The following is a 12,760-nucleotide window of genomic DNA, read 5'->3' as shown; positions in this document are numbered from 1 at the left end:
GTTATTCAAAATCATCAGCTGGTGATGGTATTTTATTCAAATCCTCTAAATTCTTTTCAAAATCAGAGTAGATAGGATAATCCATATTTCTCTGGTCAAGACTATCCATATCAATCGCTAGTTCTTCTTTGAGTTTTTGTTCTTTTTCTTGTAGCCTTTCTTTAAAGGCTTCTCTGCCATTTTCTATAAGGACGGAAGTATCATGCTTATCCAAAGATTCAACCATTGGGTAAATATTTTCTTGGTCTACTTCAATCGCTTTTTCCTCAAGTGCTTCTTTGATTTTACCATTATATTCTTCCTTTATTGTATCGAGTTTCTGTTCAAGGGCTTCATTCGACATTGTTTGCTTTGTTTGCATTTTATTAATACGAATATCGCCTTTAGGTTTGGGTGTAGGATCGAGGGTTTTAAACTTAATATTTTGACTCTGTTCTACATTGATCAGCGTATTGTTTTTTTCTTGAATTAAGTCTTGAACCGTTTTACTTTGCTTTGCTAGTTCTCTTATGACTTCTAAGTCTAAATCATCCAGTTTTTTTGACATATTTTGATAATTGTGCTATCATTTCCTCATTGTTTTAGAGGTAAATGATGACTGATTATTTAGACAAACAGCTAAATCCACAGAAGCTCAAAGACTATTTAGAAAAGGACTTGGACTATAAAGACCAAGTCCGCAATACTTTAACTGAACAGCTTGGATATGAACCACCACTTCAAGTTTCCATTTTGTCTGAAATTAGTTTAAGAACTGCCTTTCGCAATCATGCGCTTGGTCAAAAGACCAAGAAAGAGCTTAATAGTAATATTCTTTTTCATGTGAACTTCATTAAACGGTTGATGCTTGATGAAGTTGCTTCGTACAATTGCTAGGGTTACTCAGTTGCCCATATATCCAATGAGTTAGTGTCTTCAATTGAATCGACTAAATCTTGCCTCAAATCTTTACTTTTTGGAAGCTCAATCGGAAAAGAAATACCACCAGTTTGTGATTTAGGCTTTCCTTCCATAATGACATCATGCTTGTATCTTGCCACAATTTGCTCATCTATTGTATCAAGTACATGACCTCTTGCAAAAAATGCTTTCATGATACTCCTGTAGCAAAAGAAAAGTCCGCTAAAGAAGATTAAGATACCTGTGGCTCTAGTAAATGGGGTTATCATCAAAAATAATCCTATTAGAATTGGAATAGCTGGTTCAAATAAAACTAATATGAGATATCTAGTAACCTTAATTCCCATTATTTTAGTTCCTATAAGGTCATACCAAAAGTCAAATATTTCGCCATCTGTATAACTGTATCTGTCAAAATTGTAGGTCATGCTAAATCTTCTAAACTCCAAGCGATGACGGATTGATTTATATAAAAATATGAGAGTAAAAACAATCCATGGAAACCCTAGCACCTCGCGCACTTTATCGCCCAAAAATAAATAGGGATATAACATCGCAAATGAAATACCAACTGCTATTGAAAACGTAAAGTAACGCTCACCAAAATTTCTTCGCATAAAAGCTTCCACTATATAGCTCGGATAAGAGCTTAGCATAAAGATTAAATCTCCTGCCATTTCTGTAACAGCACTTTTACGCCCTGCTGTCATTGTTCTAAAAATTGTTTGTTTTCCAGTACGCATCTGAAATTGTTGTCTTTCTCGTCTCATAATAATATCTGTTTTAATGTTACTTTTTTGTAATTACTTCCTGTTGTGTTGAATATTTTACCTTGCCTGTGTACAATAGCTTCAGCACAAAAATCATTCTCTGAACCACCAGTTTTGAGTTTTGTAAATGCTGAAGGGTCTACTATATATTGTAGGGTTTCTGATTGCCCTGAACTGAAGGATATATTTTCGCCGAGGGTCTTTCCTTCATTGGCTGACCATTGCCAGTCCTTTCCTATAAGTTCGGAGGCAAATTCATTAGTTTCTGGGTCTGAATTGGTATGAAAAAACTTCGTACTTATATTCCCTGCAAGTGCTTTGAACCTGATTTTGCCTTTTTCTGAGCCTCCAGCTTGGATGTAAAAATTTGGCAGATTCTGTGTGATATAAACTGAACATGCTCGATAACTTCTACATGTCGATTGAAACTGCACATCTTTTTCAATATCCACGAAGTATTGAAATTCATCTATGAAAATCACACAGGGTCTGCTCAGATTATCAATAACTCTGCGTTGCATGGCTCGCATCCATAGAAATTTCCAAAGTAACTGACAGTCTCTACCAATTTTATCATAAATCATTATAGGTAGGTCTAAGACGATTATCTTTCCTTTTATAGTGTCCTCTGGTTTTACTGTGGTTTTGCCACTGAAAAGACTATACAAAGGGTCACTCATGAAACGAGAGCCAAAACTGAAAAACATCTGCTCAACAATACTTCGAGTTCGTGGTGATAGATTTACCCAACTATCATAAAAGAAATCCTCGATACGACTTAGTCGTCTTGCCAATTTATCTGTTTCTGGAGTCTTATCTTGAGATTTTAAATTTGAAGCCACATGTTTCATGAGAACACAACATTTAGAGGATTCAAGCCATTTAGCATTGTTTAGTTGCTCATTATTTCGAGGTGCAGACTGAATGATCTGATAGATATGCTCAAATTTTTTGTTACCAGTTAAGAGCATGAGGTCAACTGCATTATCTAGTAGCTGTGAAAGAGATGAGTCCCAAAAGGCTTTGTCTGACTCTTGACCATCAGAATTTCCAGCTTTAATTATTGTTTTTAAGACATCCGCAATATTGTGGGCAATTCCTTTTCCTTTATCTTGTCTTGATATCTCCTCTTCTAACCAATTAAAATACTCACCACTATTTGGGCTGAAAATGACAAGGTCTTTTTCTCTTCCGTATGCTTTGCAATATTTTTTTATTCGTTCGACTTCATCTTCTTTACATGTAGTAAATAACATTCCATAACCGTTACGTAGATAATGACCTGCAAGCATAGCACCAGATGATGTTGTTTTGGCAGAACCTGTCTCACCCAAAATTAGAACTGATTGTAAAGAATTTCCTATAGTAAAAAAATCCGCATATTCCCACTCGAAAATCACACGACTTAAAGTCTCGGATTGTTTAGTGGTCTCTTTCCTTGCTAATGATTGTTCCATTTTTCTGATTAAATAAGACATAGATATTCTATACAGTAGTCAAACTAAGTTTGAACTGCCCAATAACTTCTTATGTCTCAGGTTGTACTTTATGTGTTTTAAAACCATCTCCTGCGCCTTGGAGATGGTTTTCTAATCATACCTTATGTGCGCAGTTTAAGGTATGCTTACTGAAATTGCTCTCTTACCTTCAAAATTCAGTTTTTTAGTTGTTACAGTTTACTTCTCACCGAACTTGGTAAGGAAGAAACTGGAACTGTTTTTGTGGTTGAGTTCCCATACTGACGAACAGTAGCAATACTACTGCCTGATGTATGAGTTACAACGTACTTTTTTGTAGCCATGATTTCTCATATTTTAGTTAAACAATTACCCCGATGACGATCATCGTTATTTCCTTTGCCCATCCATATAAAGTTATTAGGACAATTCTGTTCTCTCTTTTTTACAAATGGATTTTTTGAATTTCCATCCTTATAATATGTTTCTGACTTATTCATACTTATTGATTTGCAGGAAGCACAACCTTAAATCTTAGCGATTTTTATATTCTTGTAAGTTTTGTTTGGTTCCATAGTATCAATATATGATTTGAATTAATATTTTTATCAAAAGTATAAAACTTTTTGGTATAAACATAATTATTTTATACTTAATTGTATTTAACTTATTTCTTGTATATTTATAATTTATATGTTATGACAAAAAGAGAAGAGTTAAATAGCGATAATAAAAAGACACCGCTGCGGTTTGAAAAACTACCTAAAAAAAAGGATAAGACTAGCAATCAACAACGTGAGAGAAATTATTTAGGTGCCTATACAGTTAGATCAGCAGGAGAAAATGAAAAATTATTTCTTAGTTTAGAAAAAAAAGTTCGTGAAGATAAAATAAACGAATATTTTGAAGGAGATACCAAAGTGAGTGTCGAAAAGCTTATTTCCAATAAGACTAGTCTCGATTACAAAGGCAAAATATTAACAGGGAATAAATATGGTGAGATTAGACTTATCAAATCAGATTCTTCCAAACTTTGTGATGAAATTTTTAATGAATTCTATAAAAATTTAGCTGATGTAATTGTTTTTGATCATGCTGAGCCACTTCTATCTAATAAAAATTTCGTTGATTTAATTGTTGATAATAAAATTCCTTTTACCTCAATAGTTGATAAAGAATTAGCAGAAGCTTATTCTGAAACTTTGAGCTATATCTCTAATAAGCTTGATAGCAAAGCTGGTGATAAAAAAGTAGGTAAAAGAATGAAAAACACCGCAGATGTATTCGCAAAAAAAATTGGACCTAAACTAGATGAACTAGATGAGCAAGGTCATAAAACTTTACAAGCAAAAGCCACACAACTTAACAATTATGGTATCAAAACCATGAGGGGGAAAAAGTGGACTAAAACGTCTATTAAAAACACCTTTGAAAGATGGGATAAAATTAAATCTCAAGGTAAAGAAGAAACATCAAAAAAACCAAAACCAGAATAACTAAATTTCTTAGGGTAAGGATTTAAAACTACCTAAAGCTGTGCTTAGGGGAGATGTCTGATGTTAAAAAGCTGTGTTTTTCGATAGAGATTACGCACTGCACGAATTCAGTTTATTCCTATAATGTATGTGCATTAATCTCCAAATAGAGCCTAAGAAATTAAGTGAATTTACAAAAGCCATAGCCTTAAGATTAGGTCAAAGTCTAAATCAGAATACTATTCATTGGATAAGTAATAAAAAGCGAGCAAAGCGCTGCAAGCCCCAAAACTACCAAAACTAATACTATGCAATGTCTATGGGATATTAATAATTTGAATTGTCATTCAATCATTTCAACCTCTAGTATTCACAAGGTAGCATTACCGTTAAAACTCGTCTTGTCTTTTCTAGATTTGATGGGTCTTCGCTTCCATAAAGATATTTGGTGTCATAATAGTCTATTTTCCAAAGGATATCCTGTTTATTCTCATCTAGTGTAAAGCGACCACAATCGTGTTCACCATAGGGGTCGTTATCTTCGTTAAAATCGTTATACTCCCAAAGTTTAATGAGCGTATCGAGTTTTTGAAAATTTGTAAGACTTGCAACACCTTGAGTCATATTGTATTTGCCTTTAACCTTTAGGAATTCAGATTCAATCATTCCTATATGTTTTCGGAAAAAGTCATTTTGTTGTGCAATAATTTCAGATTTATCAGTCATTCGATTTCTCCTTTAAAGAAATCAAGGGAACTAAAAAGTTCCCTTGAATGTTTAAGGTTATGGTGTTGCCTGAGCGACAACTTTTTTAGAAGTTTTGACTTCTTTTGGTTTATTTTCAAAAATCACAAGGTCGCCAAGGTTAACTTCAAAACAGTTTTCTTGTTCTTCTTTGGTTACTTGTCCAATTTGTACACAAGCATCCTGTCCGTAAATTTTGGTTTTTAGATAAAGCTGGAATCGAGGTTCATTTTCTTTAGCATTTGGATTTTCTTTAAGCTGAAGCTTTTCAGGGCTTAAACTCATATAGCCTTTTTCTGGATTATTCCAAATAGCTGAGAATCGCATATTAATAGGGTCACCAAATTGCTCACTTTTTACATACAGACCATGTGTTGGTCTATCTCCAGCTTTATCTGTTTTTTGTGTTTTAGTACTCATCTTATAACTCCTTTGTTTAACATTCAGATGATGGGGCGGAATTAACATCAAGGCAGAATTTATTTGCCTGTAACCACACGGTTTGGTGCGGGCACGTGAAAGGCAAATAAATGCGTTGGTGTTATCGCTTTGTTTCATCTGAAGGGTTTATAGAGCAAAGGTTGTTTTATTGAGTACGCACAAAATGAAAAAATGCAGAATTGACTAAAATTAGTTTTTGTATTTTAGTGACTCTCTTACCTTGTGCGTATTGTCACGCGAAATTCAGTAATAAAAGACAGATTTAACTTTTAAGATTGATAACGTATGATACGCATGTTCCAAAGCCAGACTTCGGCTCAAGCTAAGAATTACTTTAAGGATGCCTTATCCAAGGCAGATTACTACATCGAAGATCAAGAAATGAACGGATGCTTTAATGGCAAGATTGCCATGCGTTTAGGTATTGAGGGCAAAACCGTTGATAAAGACACCTTTGATAAGTTATGCGATAATATCAATCCTTCAAATAGCGACTCTCTTACCCAAAGAACGGTTAAGGATAGACGTGTCGGTTATGATATTTCATTCCATTGCCCAAAATCTGTTTCAATTCTTCACGGTTTAGGCAATGACAAAAGGGTGTTGAAAGCTTTTGAGCAAAGTGTTCAAGAAACAATGCTTGATATACAAGAGGATGCCCAAGCTCGTATTCGGGTACAAAACCAGCAAGATGATAGGCACACAGGCGAATTACTTTGGGCTGATTTTATCCATCAAACCGCACGTCCTGTTGGAAACAATGCGCCAGATTGCCACTTACATGCCCATATTTTCTGTTTCAATGCTACCTATGACCAAGTTGAGGACAAGTTCAAGGCAGGGCAATTTCATAATATCAAAAGGGATATGCCCTATCACCAAGCCCGATTTCAAAAAAGGTTAGCTGATAAGCTTTCCAATCTTGGTTATGACATAAGAAAAACGAAGAACGGTTTTGAACTAGCTATGATTCCACAAAAGGCAATCGACCATTTTTCAAAACGCACCAATCTTATTGGCCAAGTAGCCAAAGAAAAGGGCATTCAATCCCAAAAAGAACTGGACCAATTAGGGGCTAGAACACGTTCGGGAAAGAAAAAAGGCTTAACAATGGAAGAACTTAGGGAAGACTGGAAAAAACAACTCATAAAAGAAGGTATAGATGAGAAAGTAAAAGAGGAAAAATCTACAATGGATTTGAGTCTCACGGCTGAGAAATCAATTGAACACTCTATAGACCACGTTTTCACAAGAAACTCTGTTAAACGAGATAGGCAAATTTTAGCTGAAGGTTATAAATATGCCATAGATAACAAACATTTGTCATTGGACGATATTGATAGGGCTTTGGAAAAGAATGACAAAGTTTTTAAAGTTCAAGTTGGAAGTCAACGCCTATGCACAACGGATTTAGTCCATAAAGAAGAGCGAAAAATGGTCAATATGGCTCGAAATGGTATAGGTAAAGTCCATCCTTTAGCCTATGAATTTGATGCGTCAAAGTTTAGAGATTTAAATTCAGAGCAACAGAATGTTGTAAAGCACGTCATGAAATCCCAAAACAAGTTGACAATGATTAGAGGTGGTGCAGGGACAGGAAAAACGACCTTACTTAAAACAGTTGTTCCTGAGATTGAAAGAACAGGTAAAGCCGTGTTTTTATTTGCACCTACGGCTGAGGCTTCAAGAGATGTTCTCAAAAAAGAGGGCTTCAAGAAAGCTGATACCGTCGCAAGGCTCTTAATTGACAAGAAACTCCAAGAACAAACAAAAGGGCAAGTAATTTGGGTTGATGAGGCAGGGATGCTCGGTTCGCAAGATATGGTAGCTTTAATGGATGTTGTTGAAAAGCAAAAAGCCAGACTTGTTCTATCGGGTGACCCAAAACAACATTCAGCGGTCAACCGTGGTGATGCTATGCGCATTTTACAAACAGTTGCCCATATCCCCTATGATTCAATGGAAACCATCTACAGGCAAAAAGAAGAGCATTATAAATCAGCAGTCAAGGATATCAGCGAGGGAAATATCAAAACAGGTTTTGATAAACTAGAACGACAAGGATGTATAAAAGAATACTCTCCATCTGATATAGACACCATTTTGGTAAATGATTTTCTGGAGTCAAAAAAACAGAAAAAAAACGCTTTGGTCATTGCTCCTACAAAAGGTAAGGTTCGGGAAACTAATCAAGCAATTAGAAACGGTTTAAGGCAAAATGGCTTTTTAGGAAAGACAGAAAAGAGCGTCAGTATTTATGAAAATTTACATTTAACCGAATCCGAAAAGAAGGATTTACGAAACTACACTAAAGGACAAGTGGTTCAATTAAATCAGAATATTAAGGGATTGAAACGTGGGTCTGCTTTAAGAGTTGATAAGATTGAGAACAAAAAAGTCTATGTTAAAGATGAGCAGGGAAAACATCATATCCTGCCCACCCAAAGGGCAAAGGATTATGATGTGTATTTAACAAGAGAAATCCAATTGAGCTTAAAGGATGAGATAAAGATTACCAAAAACGGTTTTGATGCCAATGGTAAACGATTGAATAATGGTACTCAGTTAAGAATTACAAAGGTTAACAGAAAAGGTGAAATTGAAGCTGTTAAGGAATCAAGGTCAAAAAAGACCATTTATAAACTTGAAGCCAATCACGGTAATTTTGATTATGCCTATGCCTCTACTTCTCACAGCGCCCAAGGAAAAACGGTTGATAAAGTGTTCGTTTCACAACCCGCCGTAACCTTTCCAGCTTCCAATCAAAAGCAATTCTATGTATCTGTATCAAGGGCAAGAGAAAATGTAACCATCTACACTGATGATAAGGATGATTTGTTGGAACAAATTCAAAAATCAGGTGATCGGCAAGGGGCTACCGAACTGATAAAGCACGATTATTTCAAGACCAAAACCATAGATATCAACCCAGAAAAGACAATAGAGGTATTAAAAACACAAATTAAAGACATCGATTATGAGCCAGAACTATAAATTTAAAAGCTTAGAAATTGCCAAGGCTAGTCAAAAGAAAGAAATAGATGAAACTAAAAATGACGATTTTAAGATATATGAAATCGGTGAATCAAAGACTATAGATTTTGTGTTGCTTGATGGAACACGTCAGAACTTCCCATACAGTCATTATCTTACTTCTTGGCTGGGTGTTGAAAATGAGGAAAGAGTTATTAAAATCTTTTATGCAACTCATATGGTTACGGTTAAAGGGTTTTGTTTGGATGAATTATATGAGTCTCTATTATCCCAAAAGCTTAAAAACATAAAAGCTAATAGTAACAGGTATCAAAATCCATCAGATGATAAAACTTTAGTGACAGAAGTAATTATCAAGTGGAAAAAAGAAGAATAAAAATGCCACAATGACAGTCGATTGCTTTTAAATATTTGATTTTTATAAAGTTATAGGCTTATTATTACATTTTCTAATTAAAGGAATAGTCTTTGAGATAATTGAAAGAGTTTAAAAATAATAATATGTCAGATTCAGCCAACCAACAATTCCCAAAGTTCTTATCTAGTTCACCTACAGGTGATGATATTTTTGAAGGTAAGTCCCAAGACAAAATATCAAATACCATTTTTAATCTTATAAAAGATAAGTCGCTTCCAAATAATGTGATAGGTCTTGAGGGCAAATGGGGTTCAGGTAAATCAAATGTAATCGAAAATATTAGAAGCAAATTTGATACATGTGATCTGAATTATGACTTCTTTACTTACGATGCCTGGGGACATCAAGAGGATCTTACAAGAAAAACATTTTTAGAAGAATTAATTTTTCAACTAAAGGATGGGAAAAAGTTTAAAGGTAAAACTGATTGGGAACAAGAGCTTAAAAAACTACTCTCAAAGACTTCTACAAAAAACACTTATAGGTTTCCAAAAATTAAGTTCTATTGGATATTAATTACAGCATCAATTTTACTTTTTAGTTTTTTAGGAGTATTACTTGAAGATTTTTTTCCTAAAGTTGATGAAAACAGAATGACCTTTTTTCTGTCAAAGTATTTGGCTCCATTATCATTGTTCATTTATGGAATTTATGAAATGATCATGGAATACAGGGAATTTGATAAAAATGAAGAAACAAAGAAAATTAAATGGAAGGAACGTTTAAAGAGATTATTCTATGTTTTTAGTGGGTCAGATATAGAATCCACAGAATTAGAAAATGTACTTGAAGAAGAGCCTTCCGTTAGACAGTTTAAAGTCTATTTTGAAAAAATTCTTAATGACCTTAAGTCTGAAGGGCTTATTATCGTTTTTGATAATATGGACAGATTATCTGACAGTACTAAAGTGCTTTCTCTTTGGTCTTCTATTTATACTTTTTTCTCTGAAGAGAAAAAATCAAATGTTTGGGTAATAATACCTTATGATAAAGAACATCTTTCGAGTCATTTTGGTCAAGAGAAAGATGAAAATGAAAATAGAACTGAAAATTTCATAGGTAAAACATTTTCTACAATTTTCAGAATTTCACCACCTGTTCTATCTGATTGGAAAAAGTTCTTTAATATCAAGTTTAAAGAAGCTTTTGGAAATTTATTTAAAGATGATGAAATAGATTTTATATCGTCATTATATGAAATAATTCTAGACTCAAAAAATCGCAGACCAAGAGATATAATAACTTTCGTTAATCATCTTGTTTCTCTTTATATGCAACACAATTCTGCTATTGAACTGAAATATTTAGCATTATTTCTTTTGAGAAAAAAAGAGATTTTAGATAATTCTCTTATTGCCATATCAAGTAAAGATTTTATGAAAGGTGAAAAGTATCTCTTTACTGACGATAAGGAAATTGAAGAAAGTATGGCTTCAATAGTCTATAACGTTGATAAGGAAAAAGCCAATGAAGTTTTACTTAGAAATAGTATAGAGGACCTATTCAGGAATCCAAATAAAGAAGTTATTGATGGTATTAAAGCTAATAGTGACTTTAAAACATACTTGGATAATTTTATCAGAAAATGTGAATTTTCAAGTTTTTATCCCGAAAATACAGTGCAAATCTTTCATGAAGTTAAAGACATAGTATCCTCCTCTACAATGAATGGTTATTGGGAAAAGTTTGTCAACAATTTAGACAGGAGAGATGAAAAAGAATTCACAGTGCTAAATAACTGGCACAAAGAAACTCTTTTAAATGTTACAAAATCATCGGCAAATAAATTCGCAAATAAAATTTCCTATTCTTCTCGTGATGTCTTTAAAGATAACCATAGAAAATATTATTATATAATTCATGACTTGTTGGAATTTATAAAAAGTAATTCTCTTGGTATAAAACCTAGTCTTTCCGAAATTGAATTTTCGCCTGAAAATTTTGTCGATTTCATTGATGATTTTTCTCATCTCTCTGATTCAATTTCTCTAAAAGAGATGAATATCGTAACCGAAAATGAAAAATTAAATGATTATTTTATTAATGCAGAATCAGGTATATTACTTGAGACTCACAAATGGCTTCATTGTATAGATTACTTAAAAGATAATGAAACGAAAAAGTATAATTTTGAAAAGCTTGAAAATGCAATAGAAGGCTACAAATCCAAAATCGGTTACAATAAGAAAGAAGATATCAAGATGTATTTAGAGATTGTCAAATCTCTAAAAGGGAAAAACAAATATGAATATTTCAATAACTCATTTCTTGATCAATATCTAAATACCAATGGAAACAAAACAGATGAGCCTTATTATGATATAATATCGAACTATATAAGCATCTTAGACAAGGTTAACCCAAACTCAAACAGTTATCTACTTGATGAGCTCAATAAAACTGAAAACTCAGAAGAAATTGCAAAAGTTATTCAATATCATATGACCTATGGGGATTTATTGGCTATAATAGTTGATTATAAAAGAAATCATCCATTATTAAAAGAACTAGCTTTAAAACTTACGGAAAACTCATATTCATTTACTCAAATACTCAGCCCTGAGTGGGTGTTTCTAAGCATCGACAAGCTAAAAAGTAAAATTTTTAATGAAAATATTGATATATTTTTAAAATCCTTTGATCAATCAAGTAAACATTTCTCTAAAAAAATTACAAAAAACAATGCACTTGAATTTGGCAAACCAATTGTCGATTTAACTTGTGAACTAGGGAATAAAGATTATAAGTCGTTAGAGCATTACCATAAAGTTTCGAATGAAATGCTTAAAGATATAAATGAAGAAGATTGGGTAAATGACTTTGAGACACCTACTATTAAATTTTATTGCTTAGATAGTTATGTTATCAATGACCTACTGGATAAAAGTGTCACAAAATCCGCTCCATTTATGGGAGCTTATGAGGCATTTCTAAAGAAAATTGCTAAAAGAGAAATTGCAATTCCTCAAAACCAATCTTTTTGGGATAAGCTAATTGAAGATGAATATTTAGATAACGGAAGGTTAAATAGAATTTTCAATGATATCTTAGATTTACTCCTAGGTCATTCTGAAATTAAAATCGAGGAAATTAAGTTTTTCAGTAACGGTATTTTTAACCAAGCATCTAATATCAAAGAGACTCATAAAGCAGATGAGATTATAAGAAAATTGATTCTACCCATTAAAGATATCAATGATTTAACAGCAACCTTTACCCATGAAATCATTAACATCATAAATTCATCATCAGATGCTTATTCTCAAGAACTATTTGAACTATTAAGCAATGAATCTAAAGAAAAGGAATCTCCTCATATAGATTTGATTATTCAAAAGACAAAGCTTAAGGGTTTTAAGATTAATTCAAAAAATGATGAATCTACCCCTGAAGAAGTATAATTTTTAAGTCCAATAAAAGATTCTAATTACATTATTAAAACAAGTAAACTAATTGTTCTACTTTCCAGTAGTTATAAGAGTTTTTACAAGGATAAATTGAATAACATTTGACTTTATAAGGCATCAATGATTAAATGCTTTACAAATTGCTAACCAAACA

At 33.0% G+C, this 12,760-nt stretch carries 10 protein-coding genes; 5 read left to right on the top strand and 5 right to left on the bottom strand.

Annotated features, from left to right (window positions below):
* Position 1: 1 nt before the first annotated feature.
* Positions 2–547 carry a hypothetical protein gene (locus Q0912_RS01960; protein ID WP_299111441.1) on the bottom strand — a complete coding sequence of 182 codons (546 nt, stop codon included), beginning with the start codon at positions 545–547 and terminating at the stop codon, positions 2–4.
* A 47-nt stretch (positions 548–594) separates the two neighbouring features.
* On the opposite strand from Q0912_RS01960, the gene Q0912_RS01955 reads away from it, so the two are divergent.
* Positions 595–876, top strand: coding sequence for a hypothetical protein (locus Q0912_RS01955; protein ID WP_299111439.1), 282 nt, complete (start codon positions 595–597; stop codon positions 874–876).
* Between the two features lie 2 nt (positions 877–878).
* Here Q0912_RS01955 and Q0912_RS01950 read toward each other — a convergent pair whose 3' ends face one another.
* Both Q0912_RS01950 and Q0912_RS01945 read right to left on the bottom strand, forming a co-directional pair.
* Positions 879–1,670, bottom strand: a complete 792-nt coding sequence (locus Q0912_RS01950) for a hypothetical protein (protein ID WP_299111437.1) — start codon at positions 1,668–1,670, stop codon at positions 879–881.
* The gene (locus tag Q0912_RS01945) at positions 1,667–3,127 is read right to left on the bottom strand and encodes a TraM recognition domain-containing protein (RefSeq protein ID WP_299111435.1); all 1,461 of its coding nucleotides are present in this window, start codon (positions 3,125–3,127) and stop codon (positions 1,667–1,669) included. Before Q0912_RS01945 ends, Q0912_RS01950 begins: the two co-directional genes overlap by 4 nt.
* A gap of 698 nt (positions 3,128–3,825) precedes the next feature.
* Between Q0912_RS01945 and Q0912_RS01940 the strand changes: the two genes are divergently transcribed.
* Positions 3,826–4,623, top strand: coding sequence for a hypothetical protein (locus Q0912_RS01940; RefSeq protein ID WP_299111433.1), 798 nt, complete (start codon positions 3,826–3,828; stop codon positions 4,621–4,623).
* 342 nt (positions 4,624–4,965) lie between these two features.
* Here the strand turns inward: Q0912_RS01940 and Q0912_RS01935 are convergent, their stop codons facing one another.
* Both Q0912_RS01935 and Q0912_RS01930 read right to left on the bottom strand, forming a co-directional pair.
* On the bottom strand, positions 4,966–5,328 hold the full coding sequence (locus Q0912_RS01935; protein WP_299111431.1) for a DUF3768 domain-containing protein: 363 nt from the start codon (positions 5,326–5,328) through the stop codon (positions 4,966–4,968).
* A gap of 57 nt (positions 5,329–5,385) precedes the next feature.
* Positions 5,386–5,904: a hypothetical protein gene (locus tag Q0912_RS01930; protein WP_299111429.1), complete on the bottom strand. Its 519-nt coding sequence runs from the start codon at positions 5,902–5,904 to the stop codon at positions 5,386–5,388.
* A 168-nt stretch (positions 5,905–6,072) separates the two neighbouring features.
* On the opposite strand from Q0912_RS01930, the gene mobF reads away from it, so the two are divergent.
* From mobF to Q0912_RS01915, 3 genes are all read left to right on the top strand, one after another.
* Positions 6,073–8,781, top strand: coding sequence for a MobF family relaxase (mobF, locus tag Q0912_RS01925; RefSeq protein ID WP_299111426.1), 2,709 nt, complete (start codon positions 6,073–6,075; stop codon positions 8,779–8,781).
* Complete coding sequence (locus Q0912_RS01920; RefSeq protein WP_299111424.1) at positions 8,765–9,157, top strand: hypothetical protein; 393 nt, start codon at positions 8,765–8,767, stop codon at positions 9,155–9,157. The genes mobF and Q0912_RS01920 overlap by 17 nt, the downstream gene beginning before the upstream one ends.
* A gap of 125 nt (positions 9,158–9,282) precedes the next feature.
* Entirely contained in the window at positions 9,283–12,600 is a 3,318-nt protein-coding gene (locus Q0912_RS01915) for a P-loop NTPase fold protein (protein ID WP_299111422.1), read from the top strand.
* Positions 12,601–12,760: the final 160 nt, after the last annotated feature.

It is taken from the genome of uncultured Winogradskyella sp. (assembly GCF_947498345.1).
Lineage (GTDB): Bacteria > Bacteroidota > Bacteroidia > Flavobacteriales > Flavobacteriaceae > Winogradskyella.
This window is presented reverse-complemented; position numbering and strand designations above follow the sequence as displayed.